Source organism: Polymorphospora rubra, assembly GCF_018324255.1.
Taxonomy (GTDB): Bacteria; Actinomycetota; Actinomycetes; order Mycobacteriales; family Micromonosporaceae; genus Polymorphospora; species Polymorphospora rubra.
Genome location: NZ_AP023359.1, coordinates 4,144,717 through 4,159,887 on the forward strand (window position 1 = coordinate 4,144,717; position 15,171 = coordinate 4,159,887).

The 15,171-nt window shown below is 73.7% G+C and carries 13 protein-coding genes and 1 pseudogene; 10 read left to right on the forward strand and 4 right to left on the reverse strand.

From position 1 onward, the window contains the following. Positions 1-123 precede the first annotated feature (123 nt). The 3 genes from Prubr_RS18845 to Prubr_RS18855 all read left to right on the forward strand — a co-directional run bounded on the left by Prubr_RS18845 (position 124) and on the right by Prubr_RS18855 (position 4,792). Positions 124-897 carry an enoyl-CoA hydratase-related protein gene (locus Prubr_RS18845; RefSeq protein WP_212827213.1) on the forward strand — a complete coding sequence of 258 codons (774 nt, stop codon included), beginning with the start codon at positions 124-126 and terminating at the stop codon, positions 895-897. A gap of 119 nt (positions 898-1,016) precedes the next feature. After that, positions 1,017-3,095, forward strand: coding sequence for an Hsp70 family protein (locus Prubr_RS37715; protein WP_281425936.1), 2,079 nt, complete (start codon positions 1,017-1,019; stop codon positions 3,093-3,095). A 74-nt stretch (positions 3,096-3,169) separates the two neighbouring features. Next, complete coding sequence (locus tag Prubr_RS18855; RefSeq protein WP_212827215.1) at positions 3,170-4,792, forward strand: acetolactate synthase; 1,623 nt, start codon at positions 3,170-3,172, stop codon at positions 4,790-4,792. Here the strand turns inward: Prubr_RS18855 and Prubr_RS18860 are convergent. From Prubr_RS18860 to Prubr_RS18875, 4 genes and pseudogenes are all read right to left on the reverse strand, one after another. Continuing rightward, on the reverse strand, positions 4,765-6,381 hold the full coding sequence (locus tag Prubr_RS18860; RefSeq protein ID WP_212827217.1) for a hypothetical protein: 1,617 nt from the start codon (positions 6,379-6,381) through the stop codon (positions 4,765-4,767). The genes Prubr_RS18855 and Prubr_RS18860 overlap by 28 nt on opposite strands. A 223-nt stretch (positions 6,382-6,604) precedes the next feature. Continuing rightward, a pseudogene (locus tag Prubr_RS18865) lies at positions 6,605-6,969 on the reverse strand (PLD nuclease N-terminal domain-containing protein); the annotation flags it as partial. A gap of 27 nt (positions 6,970-6,996) precedes the next feature. Beyond that, the gene (locus tag Prubr_RS18870; RefSeq protein ID WP_212827219.1) at positions 6,997-7,311 is read right to left on the reverse strand and encodes a DUF202 domain-containing protein; all 315 of its coding nucleotides are present in this window, start codon (positions 7,309-7,311) and stop codon (positions 6,997-6,999) included. A gap of 238 nt (positions 7,312-7,549) precedes the next feature. Further along, positions 7,550-7,933, reverse strand: coding sequence for a YidH family protein (locus Prubr_RS18875; RefSeq protein ID WP_212827221.1), 384 nt, complete (start codon positions 7,931-7,933; stop codon positions 7,550-7,552). A 41-nt stretch (positions 7,934-7,974) separates the two neighbouring features. Between Prubr_RS18875 and Prubr_RS18880 the strand changes: the two genes are divergently transcribed. The 7 genes from Prubr_RS18880 (at position 7,975) to Prubr_RS18910 (ending at position 15,020) form a co-directional block, all read left to right on the forward strand. Beyond that, entirely contained in the window at positions 7,975-8,772 is a 798-nt protein-coding gene (locus Prubr_RS18880; RefSeq protein ID WP_212827224.1) for a GNAT family N-acetyltransferase, read from the forward strand. Between the two features lie 2 nt (positions 8,773-8,774). Beyond that, a complete protein-coding gene (locus tag Prubr_RS18885; protein ID WP_246568821.1) occupies positions 8,775-9,182 on the forward strand; it encodes a hypothetical protein in 408 nt (135 codons plus the stop codon). A 199-nt stretch (positions 9,183-9,381) separates the two neighbouring features. Beyond that, positions 9,382-10,176 carry an electron transfer flavoprotein subunit beta/FixA family protein gene (locus Prubr_RS18890; RefSeq protein ID WP_212827226.1) on the forward strand — a complete coding sequence of 265 codons (795 nt, stop codon included), beginning with the start codon at positions 9,382-9,384 and terminating at the stop codon, positions 10,174-10,176. Between the two features lie 12 nt (positions 10,177-10,188). Then, a complete protein-coding gene (locus Prubr_RS18895) occupies positions 10,189-11,148 on the forward strand; it encodes an electron transfer flavoprotein subunit alpha/FixB family protein (protein ID WP_212827228.1) in 960 nt (319 codons plus the stop codon). A 95-nt stretch (positions 11,149-11,243) separates the two neighbouring features. Beyond that, positions 11,244-12,422 (forward strand): cysteine desulfurase family protein, encoded by a 1,179-nt coding sequence (locus Prubr_RS18900; RefSeq protein WP_212827230.1) that lies wholly within the window; start codon positions 11,244-11,246, stop codon positions 12,420-12,422. Between the two features lie 80 nt (positions 12,423-12,502). Beyond that, positions 12,503-13,573, forward strand: a complete 1,071-nt coding sequence (gene mnmA / locus Prubr_RS18905) for a tRNA 2-thiouridine(34) synthase MnmA (protein ID WP_212827232.1) — start codon at positions 12,503-12,505, stop codon at positions 13,571-13,573. A 442-nt stretch (positions 13,574-14,015) separates the two neighbouring features. Further along, positions 14,016-15,020 (forward strand): methionine synthase, encoded by a 1,005-nt coding sequence (locus Prubr_RS18910; RefSeq protein ID WP_212827234.1) that lies wholly within the window; start codon positions 14,016-14,018, stop codon positions 15,018-15,020. Positions 15,021-15,171: the final 151 nt, after the last annotated feature.

Here is a 15,171-nt window from a genome sequence, read left to right on the forward strand (position 1 = left end):
TCACCGCTAACCTACCCAGGACAGGCCGCCGTCACGGGCCCGCGACCGTTATCCGACCGGAAACCCCGGCGGACGACGTACCGGGTGGACCGGGCGGTACGCAACCGAGAGGAAGGCGGCAGCGTGGGCGAGTTCGTACGCGTGGAGGTCAGGGACGGGATCGGCACCATCCGCCTGGAGCGGCCGCCGATGAACGCCCTCAACAGCGTCGTGCAGGAGGAGTTGCGCGCCGCGGCCCAGGCCGTCACCGCCGATCCCGAGGTCCGGGCGGTGATCGTGTACGGCGGCGACAAGGTCTTCGCCGCCGGCGCCGACATCAAGGAAATGGCCGACATGTCGTACGTCGACATGGCGGACCGCGCCGTCGAACTGTCCGGCGCGCTCGGCGCCATCGCCCGGATCCCCAAGCCGGTCGTCGCCGCGATCACCGGGTACGCCCTCGGCGGCGGCTGCGAACTGGCGCTGGCCTGTGACTGGCGGGTCGTCGCCGACGACGCCAAGCTCGGCCAGCCGGAGATCAAGCTCGGCATCATCCCCGGCGCCGGCGGCACCCAGCGGCTGTCCCGCCTGGTCGGCCCGGCCCGCGCCAAGGACATCATTCTCTCCGGCCGGATGGTCGACGCCCAGGAGGCGCTGCGGATCGGGCTCGCCGACCGGGTGGTACCGGCCGACCAGGTATACGCCGAGGCGGTCGCGCTGGTCACGCCGTACGTCAAGGGACCGGCCCAGGCGGTACGCGCCGCGAAGCTGGCCATCGACGGCGGCCTGGAGATGGACCTCGCCTCCGGCCTGGCCTGGGAGAGCCAGCTCTTCGCCGCGCTGTTCGCCACCGACGACCGACGCGAGGGCATGGCCGCCTTCGTGGCGAAGCGCAAGCCGGACTTCACCGGTCGCTGACCCCGCGGGCCGGTCCGCGCCGCCGCCGTGGGCCGGCCCACCGGGGCCCGCCACGCGACGCCCGACGGCGGGGTCCTCGATCGACTGTGGGGCGGCGGGCCGGCCGTACACTCAGCGGCATGCCAGCCAACCCGGCGCCGCCATCGGGGCACGCCCTCGGCGTCGACTTCGGCACCTCACACACGGTCGCGGTGGTTCGCTGGCCGGACGGTCGGGCCCGCCCGCTGCTGGTCGACGGCTCGCCACTGCTGCCGTCGGCGGTCTACGCGGAGCCCGGCGGCGGCCTGTCGGTCGGCCGCGACGCGGTGCACAGCGCCCGGCTCGACCCGTCCCGGTTCGAGCCCAACCCCAAGCGCCGGATCGACGAGGGCACGGTGCTGCTCGGCGACCGTGAGGTGCCGGTGGTCGACCTCATGGCGGCCGTACTCGGCCGGGTGGCCGAGGAGTGGCGGCGCACCGTCGGCCAGGTCACCCCGCGGCTGACCCTGACCTGCCCGGCGACCTGGGGCGCGACCCGCCGGGGCCAACTCGGCGACGCCGCCGCCCGGGCCGGGCTGGGCCAGGCCCGCCTGGTGGCCGAGCCGGTCGCCGCCGCCACCTACTTCGCCGAGTCGCTCGGCCGGGACGTACCGATCGGGTCGGTCGTGGTGGTGCACGACTTCGGTGCCGGCACGTTCGACGCCAGCGTCGTCGCCCGCCGGTCGAGCGGGTTCGAGGTGCTCGCCGTCGACGGCCGCGACGATGTCGGCGGGCTCGACATCGACGCCGCGCTGCTGTCCCACCTGCGCACCACGTACGGCGACCGCGGTCCACGCGAGTGGGAGCGGCTCACCAATCCGTCCACGGTGGAGGAGCGGCGGGCGAAGCGGCAGTTGTGGGACGACGTACGGGTCGCCAAGGAGCGGTTGTCACGGCGGCCCGCGGCCGACCTGGTGATTCCGCTGCTCGACCTGGAAGTGCACCTGACCCGCGACGAGCTGGAGCAGTTGGCCCAGCCGCTGCTGGAACAGACCATCCGGGTCACCCGCGGTGTGATGGGCCGGGCCAACCTGGCCGACGGCCAGGTCGCCGGGGTCTTCCTGGTCGGCGGCTCCAGCCGGATCCCGTTGCTGGCCACGATGCTGCACCGGGCGCTGGGCACCGCCCCGGTCGTGATCGAGCAGCCCGAGCTGGTGGTGGCCGAGGGGAGCGTGCTCGCCGGCACGGCGATGCTGGCCACCGCGCTGCCGGGCGCCGACCGTCCGGTCGGGTCACCGCCACCACCGTTCCCCGTCGCGCCGGCCCCCGGGGCGCCGTTCCCGGTCGCGCACGCGTCCGGCCCACCGAACCCCATTGCGCCGGCCTCCGGCCCGCCGAACCCCATCGCGCCGGCCGGCGTGGCACCGACCTCCGGGGGGCCCGGCGGAAGCCCGCCGTTCTCCGGGCCGGCCGGATACCCGGCGCCCGGGGCACCCGTCTCCGGCGCTCCGGTGTCGGGCGCTCCGGTGTCGGGTGCTCCGGTGTCGGGCGCCCCCGTGTCGGGAGCGCCGGTGTCCGGGCCGCCCGTCCCGGTCTCGCCGGTCGCCGGCCAGCCGCCGCGCACCGTCGGACGGGTCATCGTGCCCGACGCCGTACCGCCGCCCGGCCGACCCGCCACCGGACCGGCCGCACCGCCGGTGGCACCCACCCGGCAGCTGCCCCGGGTCCCCGGTCAGCCGCCGACCGCCGCGGCGCCGACCCGGATCGAGCCCGCACCCCCGCGCGCCGAACCGGCTCCACCGGCGCGGACCGGACCCGCGGCCACGAGGATCGATCCCGACCTGCCCAGGTTCACCGCCGATCCGCCGCGCCCGGTGGCCGATCCGCTCCGCCCCACGCCACCCCAGGCCCGGTCGACCCCGTCGCCGCCCCGCCCGGTGCCGCCGCCCCGCCAGATGCCCGCGGCGCGGCCACTGTCGCCGCCGCAGGTGCCCGTGCGGCCGGTGTCGCCCCCACCGGTCGCCCGGCCGGTGGCGCCGCCGTCGGTCGCGTACCCGCCGGCGCCGGCCCGGCGGCGGCCGGGGCTGATCCGGCGGACGCTGCGCACGCTGTTCGTGCTCGCGCTGCTGGTCGGCACGCCGGTGCTGGCCGGGGTGATCGCCTTCCGGGTGGGCGAGGGAGAGACCTTCGTCGAGGTGGTGACCGACCTGCTCGGCAAGATCGGCATCAGCCTTAGGTGAGTCCGGCTCATGTTCTGCGAAACTGGCCGGTAACCTGCACCGTGGATCGATCACACGATGGGAGTGGATGGCTCATGACGGAGCAGATCGAGGGACACGGTGGAGAACTCGCCCTCGCGGCCCTGCGGGCGGCCGGGGTCAACGAGATGTTCACGCTCTCCGGCGGCCACGTCTTTCCGCTCTACGACGCGGCGCACAAGACCGACTTCCCGATCTACGACGTACGTCACGAGCAGTCCGCGGTCTTCGCCGCCGAAGCGGTCGCCAAGCTCCAGCGCCGCCCCGGCCTCGCCGTACTCACCGCCGGTCCCGGGGTCACCAACGGGATCTCCGGCCTGACCAGCGCATTCTTCAACGCCTCACCGGTGCTGGTCATCGGCGGTCGGGCGCCCGCCTTCCGATGGGGGTCGGGCAGCCTCCAGGAGATCGACCACCTGCCGCTGGTCAGCCCGGTGACCAAGCACGCGGCGACGGTGTTCGCCACCGACGAGATCCCGGCCGCCGTACGCGACGCGCTCACCGCGGCCCTCACCCCGCACCGCGGCCCGGCCTTCCTCGACCTGCCGCTGGAGGTCATCTTCTCCACCGGCGAGACCGCCGCGCCGGCCGCCCCCGACGTTCCGGTCGTCGAGTACGACCCCGACGAGGTGGCCCGCGCCGCGACCCTGATCGCCGGCGCCGTCCGCCCGGTCATCATCGCCGGCTCCGACGTCTACGCCGCCGACGCGGTCGCCGCGCTGCGCGAGGCCGCCGAGGCGTTGCAGGTGCCGGTCTTCACCAACGGCATGGGCCGGGGTGCGCTGCCGCCGCAGCACCCGCTCGCCTTCGCGAAGGCCCGCCGCACCGCCCTGCGCGGCGCCGACGTGATCGTGGTGGTCGGCACCCCGCTCGACTTCCGGCTCAGCTTCGGCGACTTCGACGGCGCCCAGGTGGTGCACATCGTCGACGCGCCGTCGCAGCGGGCCACCCACGTCGAGGCGACCGTCTCGCCCGCCGGCGACCTGCGGCTGATCCTGTCCGCGCTGGCCGACCACCGCGGCGACCGCGAGGACCACAGCGGATGGGTCGCCGACCTGCGCGCCGCCGAGGACGCCGCCCGGGCCCGCGACGCCGAGGAGATGGCCGCCCAGACCGATCCGATCCGGCCCGCCCGGGTCTACGGCGAACTGCGCCGCGTCCTCGCCGCCGACGCGGTCACCATCGGCGACGGCGGCGACTTCGTGTCGTACGCCGGCCGCTATCTCGAGCCGTCGATGCCCGGCACCTGGCTGGACCCCGGCCCGTACGGCTGCCTCGGCACCGGCATGGGGTACGCGATGGGCGCCCGGGTCACCTACCCCGACCGGCAGATCTGTGTGCTGATGGGCGACGGTGCCGCCGGCTTCTCGCTGATGGACGTCGAATCCCTCGTACGGCAGAAGCTGCCGGTCGTGATCGTGGTCGGCAACAACGGCATCTGGGGGCTGGAGAAGCACCCGATGCGGGCCATGTACGGCTACGACGTGGCCGCCGACCTGCAGCCGGAGCTCCGCTACGACGAGGTGGTCCGGGCACTGGGCGGCGCCGGGGAGACGGTCGCGAAGGCCGCCGACCTTGGGCCCGCGCTCGACCGCGCGTTCGACGCCGGAGTGCCGTACCTGGTCAACGTGCTCACCGACCCCGCCGACGCCTACCCGCGTTCGTCCAACCTGGCCTGAGCCGCCGGTCCGCCGTGATCCCCGCGCTGCCGCGGCAGCGCGGTGTCGGCACCGTCTCGGTCGCCGCCGCCGGCCTCAACGGTCGGACCGCCGGTGGCGGCCGGCGGGGCGGCCGCGTCCGACGGTGCCGCAGTGGTGGCCGCCGGGCTCCGGCGGACCGCCAGCAACGGCAGCAGCAGCACCCCGAGCACGTACGGCGCGGCCATGTAGCGGGCCGCCTGCACGTTGTTGACGATCAGCACCGAGAGCTGGTTTCCGGCCGACAGCGCGGCGAGGGCGAGCAACGCGGGTTCGCGGCGCCGCCAGGCGGCGAAGCCGACCGCGGCGTACGCCAGGTAGGTCCAGGTGGCGCCCCGCCACATCAGCCACTCCAGGCCGGGCCGGTTGGCCAGGCCGGTCAGTTCCGCGCCGATCCGGTGCACCCGTTCGTCGAGCGGTCGCATCCGGGCGACGTGCGCGTACGGGCTCTTCTGGAAGTCCCGGTCCCGCTCGACCCAGGCCCGCAGGCTCCACTCGGGAGGGTTGCGGCTGATGGTCCCGGCCGGCAGCGGGCTCCAGCCGATCGAACTACGGCAGATCCGGGCGCCCACGACGGTGCCGGGCGCGCGCGCCAGCGTGGCCAGCCAGACGTCGACGAGGGCGCCGCTGTGGACCGAGGCGGTCCGCCGGTCGAACGGCTCGGCATAGGTGAGACTGTCGGAGTGGTAGCAGTCGGCGGCGTCGCGCCAGTGTGACAGCGGCGCGACCCGGGCCATCACCTCGGTGTGCTCGGGTGGGAAGGCGGCCGGATCGGCGGCGTAGGCGACCGAGATGTCGGCGAACAGCGCCTCGTACGCCACGAGCGACCCGCTGTCGCGCACCCCGAGCGCCGGCAGCAACGCCCAGTTGGTCAGCAGTGCGGCCGTCGCGGCGGCGACCGTCGTGATCAGCAACCGCCCGGCGGGCCGCAGCAGCAGCGCGCAGGCGACCGCGACGATGGCCACGACGATGAAACCGTTCTGCCGGAAGAGGCAGATCAGGGTCATCGCCACGGCGGCGGCGACGAGCAGCCCGGCGGGCAGGACCGGCCGCAGCCCGGCCCGGTGCCGGGCCACCACCCGGGCCAGGGTGCCGAGCAGGAAGACGTGGCAGATGACGAACGGCACGTCCTTCCAGACGGCGACGACGAAGCCGCCGACCGGTGGCAGGGCCACCGTGACGACCGCGGCACCGGCCGCCAGCCAGCCGGGTACGCCGACCCGGCGCAGACCGCCGACGGCGTAGGCCAACCCGACCGCCATGGCCACGGTCTGCAGACCGGTCAACGCGCCGACCCCACCGAAGATCTGCAACGACAACCAGACCAGACCGGTGTACGTGATCGGGTGGTGGGTGTTCCAGGTGCCGGTCGTCGACTGGGTGATGTACGACAGCGAGTCGGGGCTGAACAGCCCGGGATGGTAGACCGCCCACCAGAAGAGCAGCACGAGCTGGGCGAGGCCGTACGTGACCAGGACCGGGCGCGACAACCGGCGGCCGGCCGCCGGGGCGGCGTGGCGGTCGGTGGTGGCGACGGTTCCGGCGGCGGTCGGTGGAGTGCCGTCTGTCATCGAAGCCGCTTCCCGGATCGAGCACCGGTCGGGAAAGATCCCGGGGACGAGAGCGGCCCGATTCTACGGCTACGTCAGCGGTCTGCGGATACCGGTCGGCTCAGTTCTCCGGTGCGGCGTCCCCACGCTGCTGTTCGCCGGCCTGCGGGCGCAGGTCCCGCTGCTGTTCGCCGGCCTGCCGACGCACGTCTCGCTCCTGTTCGCCGGCCTGCGGGCGCAGGTCCCGCTGCTGTTCGCCGGCCTGCCGGCGCAGGTCGCCCTCGCGGCGGCGCAGGTCTTCCTCCCAACGCTGGAACATCTCACGATCCTGTCGGGCCTGCTCCGCCTCCAGCGACCGCAGGAATTCCGGATCGTCCTCGGGGCGGGCGGGCGCGGTCGCTCGACGACGGGGCGGGCGTCGGGGCGCACGGGGCGGCCGGCCCAGAAGTACGCGCCGGGACCGAGCAGCGGAACGAAGAGGATGACAAGGATCCACACGGCGCGCGGCAGGGCGCGGAGCTGCGCCTTCTCCGGCGTCAGGCAGCTGATCAGCGCGGCCGCCGCGAGCGCGACGTGTGCCACGAACAGGAAGAGGAACAGGCGGGCCATCTCGCAATGATGCCCCGCCGGGACCGCTCAGCCCAGGCAGACGAGAACAAGTACGGTCCCGAGTACGGCGTACCCCACGACGATCAGGGCGGCCAGCGGCAGAACGTGGCCGGTGGCGGGCGCCTGTCCGCCGCGAAGCGCGGCGGCCCGCCGGCGGCCGAGGGCGAGCATCCCGATCCAGCCGATCAGGGCCGCCGCCGCGAGCAGCGCACCCGGAACCGGGCCGACGCCCCGCGCGGTGAGCGCTGCCCGGGCGGCGAGTACGGCGACCGCCAGCGCCCCGATCGACGTACGCCGCCAGGCGAGCGTCGTCCGCTCGGGCTGCAACCCGGGATCGCTCACGGCGCCCACTCGCTCACGGCGCCCACTCGCTTCGCTCGCGTCCGCCGTGAGTCAAGTCTGAGCCGGCTGGTTCGCTCGCTGCGCTCGCTCACGGCGCCCACTCGCTTCGCTCGCGTTCGTCGTGAGTCAAGTCTGAGCCGGCTGGTTCGCTCGCTGCGCTCGCTCACGGCGCCCACTCGCTTCGCTCGCAGCCGCCGTGAGTCAACTCTGAGCCAGCTGGTTCGCTCGCTGCGCTCGCTCACGGCGCCCGTACCGACTGGATCACGACGGCGACGATCAGCAGGATCGCGCCGGCACCGATGACGACGGCGAGCAGGAGCGGGAACCGGGAGGTCGGCAGGTCGGTGCCGAGCCGCATGGCCCGCTCGGTACGGCCCCAGTGCGCGACCGCGCGCACGGCGACGGCCGCGCCGAGCGCCAGCAGCCCTACGGCGATCACCTCGCGCAGGTACGGCAGCGGCAGCGGCGGCAGGAACTGGGCGGCGGCCAGCCCGCCGGCGACCAGTGCGAGGCCGGTGCGGATCCAGGCCAGGAAGGTCCGCTCGTTGGCGAGCGAGAAGCGGTAGTCCGGCGTGCTGCCGACCCGTCTGGTTTCCTCGGGGTCGAACCACTGTCGGAGCATGAAACGGATTATCCGATGGACGGGGCCCATAGGCTGGTCAAGTGACCGATCTTGACATTGACGCGTTGCGCCGGACGTACGACAACCAGCTCCGGGCCCGGGTGCCCGATCCGCTGCCGGAGGGGACGGTCGTCGAGCACGACGGCCCCCTGGTCCGGATGCTCTACGCCGGCGAGGGCGGCTTTCTCACCTACCGCGACCTGGGCGGGCTCACCGACGCCGGGCTCGACGACCTGATCGCCCGGCAGCGGGATCTGTTCACGACGCTTGGCCGGGAGGTCGAGTGGAAGCTGCACGGCCACGACCAGCCGGCCGACCTGGCCGACCGGCTGCGGGCCGCGGGCTTCGAACCGCAGGATCAGGAGACGGTGGTGATCGGCCCGCTCGCCCCGCTGGCGGCGATGCTGCCGGTCCCGCCTAAGGGAGTGGAGTTGCGCGAGGTGACCACCCGGGCCGACCTGGACCGGATCGCCCGGATGGAGGAGCAGGTCTGGAACGAGCCGCGGGACTGGCTCGCCGACGGACTGGAGCGGGAGATCGCCGCCGACCCGCACTCGGTGACGGTCGTGGTGGCGGAGGCCGACGGCGAGGTGGTCAGCGCGGGCTGGGTGCGTTACGTGACCGGTACGCCGTTCGCCACGCTGTGGGGCGGTTCGACGCTCGAGAGTTGGCGGCGGCGGGGGATCTACCGGGCGCTGGTCACCTACCGGGCCCGGCTGGCGGGCGTCCGGGGCCACACGATGTTGCAGGTCGACGCGTCCGACGACAGCCGGCCGATCCTGGAGCGGCTCGGCTTCGTCGCGGTCACCACGACCACCCCGTACGTCTACACTCCCTGACCGTGGGGCAGGAACTGAGCGCGGACGAGAAGATGACCTTGAAGACCGCCGCGTTCGGGGCGGTCTTCCTGGTCACCAACGCGGATCCGGGGCTTCGCGCCATGGTCAAGGAGAGCTACGCGGCGTCCGGGGTGATCGCCGGGACCACCGGCGTGGTACGCGACGCGCTGACCACCGGCGGCCTGCCGCAGGTGTCGGGCGATTCCCTGGCCGAGTTGGAGGCCGCCGTGCTGCCGGCGCTCGAGAAGTCCGTCGCGTTGCTCGCCGACCGGGCTCCACACGAGCTGGCGAACTTCCGGACCGCCGTGATCGGGACGGCCGAGCGGGCGGCCGCCGCCGTGGCCGGCATCAGTCCGGCGGAGGCGGAGATGCTGGCCCGGATCCGGATCGCGCTCGGCGTCCCGGGCTGACCCTCCCGCGACACCGGTCCCGGCATCCGGTGAGTTGCGTCACGTCGGGTGGTGCATCGACCTAAGCTACTTGTGGGTAACATCGGTCGTGGGAAACTCCACAGCCGCCTCTTGTTGACCGAACGTTCAGGTAGGCGAGAGGCTGCGCCCGGGACCGGGTGAGCTGTTGTAACACCTACAGGAGGGTCGTCGAAACACGATGAACATCGTCGTACTCGTCAAGCAGGTGCCCGACTCCGGCTCGGAACGGAGCCTGCGCACAGACGACAACACCGTCGACCGGGAGTCGGCAAACAACGTCATCAACGAGATGGACGAATACGCCATCGAAGAGGCGCTGAAAATCAAGGAAGCGTCCGGCGGCGACATCACCATCCTGACCATGGGGCCCGACAAGGCCACCGACTCCATCCGCAAGGCGCTGTCGATGAGCCGGGGAAGCGTCTTCATCGACCGGGCCGTACACGTCGTCGACCCGGCCCTGCACGGATCGTGCGCCGTCGCCACCTCCAAGGTGCTCGCCGCCGCGCTCGGCACGCTCAACGCGGACCTGGTGCTGTGCGGCGCGGAGTCCACCGACGGCCGGGTCCAGGTGCTGCCGCACATGCTCGCCGAGCGGCTCGGCATCGCCGCCCTCACCGGGGCGCGCAAGCTCACCATCGACGGCGGCACCCTCACCGTCGAGCGGCAGACCGAGGAGGGGTACGAGGTCGTCACGGCCAGCACCCCGGCGGTCGTCTCGGTCTGGGACACCATCAACGAGCCGGGCTACCCCTCCTTCAAGGGCATCATGGCCGCCAAGAAGAAGCCGGTGCAGACCCTCTCGCTGGCCGACCTCGGCGTCGCCGCCTCGGAGGTCGGCTTCGACGGCGCCACCAGCACGGTCGTCGAGCACGCCAAGCGGCCGCCGCGCACCGGCGGCACCCGGGTCACCAACGAGGGCGACGGCGGCGTCAAGCTGGTCGAGTTCCTCGCTTCCGAGAAGTTCGTGTGAGAGGTAGCGGTCATGGCTGAGGTACTCGTCGTCGTCGAAGCCACCCGGGAATTCGGCGTCAAGAAGGTAACGCTCGAACTGCTCACCCTCGCCCGCCAGCTCGGCAGCCCGTCCGCCGTCGTACTCGGTGGGCCCGGTGCCGTGGAGCGGTTGTCCGACAAGCTCGCCGAGTACGGTGCCGAGAAGATCTACGCGGCCGAGAGCGAGGAGATCGACGGCTACCTCGTGGCGCCCAAGGCCACCGTCGTCGCCGAACTCGTCAAGCGGGTCCAGCCCGCCGCCGTCCTGCTCGCCGCCAGCCAGGAGGGCAAGGAGATCGCCGGCCGGCTCGCCGTCAAGCTCGACAACGGCGTCCTGTCCGACATCGTCGACCTCGCCGCCGACGGCACCGCCACCCAGGTCGCGTTCGCCGGCTCGACGATCGTCAAGTCGAAGGTGACCCGCGGCCTGCCGCTGGCGACGCTGCGCCCCAACTCGCTCGCCCCGGTCCCGGCCCCGGCCACCCCGGCCGTGGAACAGGTCGAGGTGCAGCTCGGCGCCAGCGACAAGCTCACCCGCGTGGTCGAGCGGGTCGTCGAGCAGAAGGGCGCCCGGCCCGAGCTGACCGAGGCGTCCGTGGTCGTCTCCGGCGGTCGCGGCGTCGGCAGCGCCGACGGCTTCAAGCTGGTCGAGGACCTCGCCGACGCGCTCGGCGGCGCTGTCGGCGCGTCCCGCGCGGCCGTCGACGCCGGCTACTACCCGCACCAGTTCCAGGTCGGGCAGACCGGCAAGACCGTCACCCCGCAGCTCTACATCGCGCTCGGCATCTCCGGCGCGATCCAGCACCGGGCCGGCATGCAGACCTCGAAGACGATCGTCGCGGTCAACAAGGCCGACGACGCCCCGATCTGGGAACTGGCCGACTTCGGCGTCGTCGGCAAGCTCGAGGAGGTCGTACCGCAGGCCATCGAGGAGATCCGCAAGCGCAAGTGAGGGTCGGTGGCCCGGTGACCGCCCGGTCACCGGGCCACCGCATTGTCGACGCTGGCCGCGGGTGTGCCGGGCCCCGACGGATAGGCTGGAGTGCGATGGCCTATCTGGATCACGCCGCCACCACGCCGATGCTCGACGAGGTGCTCGAGGCATACGTCGCCACCGCCCGCGAGGTGGGCAACGCGTCGTCGCTGCATGCCGCCGGCCGGTTCGCCCGCCGCCGGGTCGAGGAGTCCCGCGAACGCGTCGCGGCGGCCCTCGGCGCCCGCCCGTCCGAGGTCATCTTCACCGGTGGTGGCACCGAGAGCGACAACCTCGCGGTCAAGGGGATCTTCTGGGCCCGCCGGGCCGCCGATCCGGCCCGTACGCACGTCGTCGCCAGCGCCGTCGAGCACCACGCGGTGCTCGACACCGTCGAGTGGCTCGAACGGCACGAGGGCGCCGGGGTGACCTGGCTGCCGGTCGACGCCGCCGGCCGGCTCGACCCGGACGGCCTGCGGGCCGCGCTCACCGCCCAGGACGGACGGGTCGCCCTGGTGACCGCCATGTGGGCCAATAACGAGGTCGGCACCCTCCAGCCGGTCGAGAAGCTCGCCGCGGTCGCCGCGCAGTGGGACGTCCCGTTCCACACCGACGCGATCCAGGCCGTCGGCCAGGTGCCGGTCGACTTCGCCGGCAGTGGAGCCGCCGCGCTCACCGTCACCGGCCACAAGCTCGGCGGGCCGGCCGGGGTCGGTGCGCTGCTGCTGGCCCGGGAGGTGGCCTGCACGCCGCTGCTGCACGGCGGCGGCCAGGAACGGGACGTACGTTCCGGCACCCTCGACACCGCCGGCATCGTCGCGTTCGCCGTGGCCGTCGAGGCGGCGGTACGTGACCAGCGGCGGTACGCCGAGCAGATCGGCGCGCTGCGCGACGAACTCGTCCGGCGGGTCCGCGCCGCCGTACCCGACGCGGTCTACAACGGGGATCCGGGCGAACGCCTGCCCGGCAACGCCCACTTCTCCTTCCCCGGCTGCGAGGGCGACGCCCTGCTCCTCCTGCTCGACGCGGGCGGCATCGCCTGCTCGACCGGGTCGGCCTGCTCGGCCGGCGTGGCCCAGCCGTCCCACGTACTGCTGGCCATGGGCGCCGACGACGACCGGGCCCGGTCGTCGCTGCGCTTCACCCTCGGCCACACCTCCACCAGTGCCGACGTCGACGCGCTGCTGGACGTACTGCCCGGCGCCGTCGAGCGGGCCCGCCGCGCCGGGACGGTCCGGTCCAGCCGCACCTGACCGGACCTACCACCCCGCGCCGGCGTCCGGGGTGCGTGGGGCGGGCGGCTACCCTCGACGAAGGTGAAAGGAGCGGTGCGGTGAAGGTCTTGGCAGCCATGTCCGGCGGGGTCGACTCGGCGGTCGCCGCCGCGCGGGCGGTGGCGGCCGGACACGACGTCACCGGGGTGCACCTAGCGCTGGCCCGCAACCCGCAGACGTACCGGTCCGGCGCGCGCGGCTGCTGCACGCTGGAGGACTCCCGCGACGCCCGGCGGGCCGCCGACGTGATCGGCATCCCGTTCTACGTCTGGGACATGGCCGACCGGTTCCACGAGGACGTCGTCGACGACTTCGTGGCCGAGTACGCCGCCGGGCGTACCCCGAACCCGTGCCTGCGTTGCAACGAGAAGATCAAGTTCGAGGCGGTGCTCGACCGGGCCGTGGCGCTGGGCTTCGACGCCGTCGTGACGGGCCACCACGCCCGGCTCGGCCCCGACGGGCTGCTGCGTCGCAGCGTCGACACCGCCAAGGACCAGTCGTACGTGCTCGCGGTGCTGCGCCGCGACCAGCTCGACCGCTCGATGTTCCCGCTCGGTGACTCCACCAAGGCCCAGGTGCGCGAGGAGGCTGCCCGGGGCGGGCTCGCGGTCGCCGACAAACCCGACTCGCACGACATCTGCTTCATCGCCGACGGCGACACGCGACGGTTCCTCGCCGACCGGCTCGGCGAGACGCCGGGCGACATCGTCGACGCGACCAGCGGCGCGGTCGTCGGCGCCCACACCGGCGCGTACGCCTACACGGTCGGCCAGCGGCGCGGGCTGGCGCTCGGCGTACCCGCCCCGGACGGGCGGCCCCGCTACGTGCTGTCGATCACCCCGAAGACCAACACCGTGACCGTCGGCCCGGCCGAGGCGCTGGAGGTGTCCACGGTGGACGCCGAGCGTCCGGTGTGGACGGCCGGGCCGTTGCCGACCGCACCGGTCGAGTGCGAGGTCCAGCTCCGGGCGCACGGTTCGGTGGTGCCGGCGACGGTCACGCTCGACGGCGACACGCTGCGGGCCGAACTGCGCCGGCCGATGCGCGGGGTGGCGGCCGGCCAGGCGATCGTCGCCTACCGCCCCGATCCGGCCGGCGACATCGTCCTGGGTTCGGCCACGATCCGCTGACGGCGCGGGCGGTCCTCGATCCGTGGGCCGGCGTGGCGCTGGTCGGCGGGCCGGCGGGGGCAGAGCCGGCCGCCGTACCGGTGGCCACTCCCGAACGCCGTACCGGTGGGCACTCCCGGCCGCCGTTCGTGATCGTCTGCGGTTCGGACACTTCGAGTACGGCGTGTCGAACACCCGTACCGCAGACGATCGAGGCCGAGGTGCGGGGCGGCTGGCGGCCGGGGCCGGGGCGACCCGGGACCCCTCTTGATCGTCTGCTGTGCAGCCGTTCGACACGCCGTGGTCGTAACGGCGGAACAGCAGACGATCAACGTGCCCCAACGTGCCCCAACCGCCCCGCCCGCGTGGTCCGGCTGTCGCGCGGCTGTTCTGCCGTCCCTACGCCGCTATGCGGGCCCGGCCCGGCGGAACGGTGGTGGGTGGGTGCGTAGAGTGAGCCGGCGTGACTGACGTTACGTGGCCGTGGCCGGTGGGTTCGGCGTCCGGGATCGGTTCGATGCCCGGCACCGACGTCGCGGAGGCGCAACGGATCGTCTTCGGCGAGCTGCCCACCCTGCCCCATCTGCCCGAGCTGCCGGCGCGCGGACCCGGTGCCGACATGATCGGCCGTACCGCCGGGTTGCTCGTCGACCTGCCGGTCGAGCTGTACGCCGGTAACTGGCGGATCGCCGGCCATCCGGGCCGTGACCTGCGCCGTACGCTCGATCTGCTGGAACGTGACCTGGACCAGTTGACCGAGCAGGGCGACGGGCTGACCGGGCCGGTCAAGATCCAGTCGGCCGGGCCGCTGACCCTCGCGGCCGGGATCGATCTGCCGATCGGCGGCCGGCTGCTGCGCGACCACGGGGCGGTACGCGACCTGGCCGGATCGCTGGCCGAGGGGCTGCGGACCCATGTGGCGGACGTCCGGCGCCGGCTGCCGCGGGCGACCGTGCTGTTGCAGCTCGACGAGCCGTCGCTGCCCGCCGTGCTGGCCGGACGGGTGCCGACCGAGAGCGGATTCAGCGCCTACCGGGCTGTCGAGGCGGGGACCGCGGCGACGTTGCTGCGCGAGGTCGTCGAGGCGGTCGGGACGCCGGTCGTCGTGCACTGCTGCGCGCCCGACGTACCGCTGGACCTGGTGCGGGCGGCCGGGGCGACCGCGGTGGCGCTGGACCTGGCACTGGTCGGGCAGCTCGACCCGCTCGGGGAGGCCATCGACGCCGGGCTCGGGATCTTCGCCGGGGCGGCACCGGCGGTGGCGTCGCCCGGTGGCCGTCCGCCGACGTCGGCCGAAGTGGCGCAGCGGGTCCGCCGGGTCTGGGACAAGCTGGGGTTCCCGGCCCGTCGGCTGGCCGAGCAGGTCGTGGTCACGCCCGCCTGTGGGCTGGCCGGGGCCACCCCGGCGTACGCCCGCGCGGTGCTCACCGCCTGCCGCGACGCCGGACGCCGCCTGCACGAGGACTGAGCACACGGCTGGACGGCGTGATCGTCTGCTGTTCAGCGGTTGCCGGCCCGGCGTGTCGACAGCCCGGACAGTAGACGATCACGCCGTCCGGCGTGCGAGCCGGGCCGGGGCAGTCCAGGCCCTGGGGCGGGCCCCGGGCTCTGGGGCGGGG

What these genes read in the sequence shown, in the direction of transcription:
- Prubr_RS37715 (WP_281425936.1), top strand. Translation starts at nt 1,017, where the DNA reads ATGCCAGCCAACCCGGCGCCGCCATCGGGGCACGCCCTCGGCGTCGAC.
- Prubr_RS18855 (WP_212827215.1), top strand. Translation starts at nt 3,170, where the DNA reads ATGACGGAGCAGATCGAGGGACACGGTGGAGAACTCGCCCTCGCGGCC.
- Prubr_RS18860 (WP_212827217.1), bottom strand. Translation starts at nt 6,381, where the DNA reads ATGACAGACGGCACTCCACCGACCGCCGCCGGAACCGTCGCCACCACC.
- Prubr_RS18875 (WP_212827221.1), bottom strand. Translation starts at nt 7,933, where the DNA reads ATGCTCCGACAGTGGTTCGACCCCGAGGAAACCAGACGGGTCGGCAGC.
- Prubr_RS18890 (WP_212827226.1), top strand. Translation starts at nt 9,382, where the DNA reads ATGAACATCGTCGTACTCGTCAAGCAGGTGCCCGACTCCGGCTCGGAA.
- Prubr_RS18895 (WP_212827228.1), top strand. Translation starts at nt 10,189, where the DNA reads ATGGCTGAGGTACTCGTCGTCGTCGAAGCCACCCGGGAATTCGGCGTC.
- Prubr_RS18900 (WP_212827230.1), top strand. Translation starts at nt 11,244, where the DNA reads ATGGCCTATCTGGATCACGCCGCCACCACGCCGATGCTCGACGAGGTG.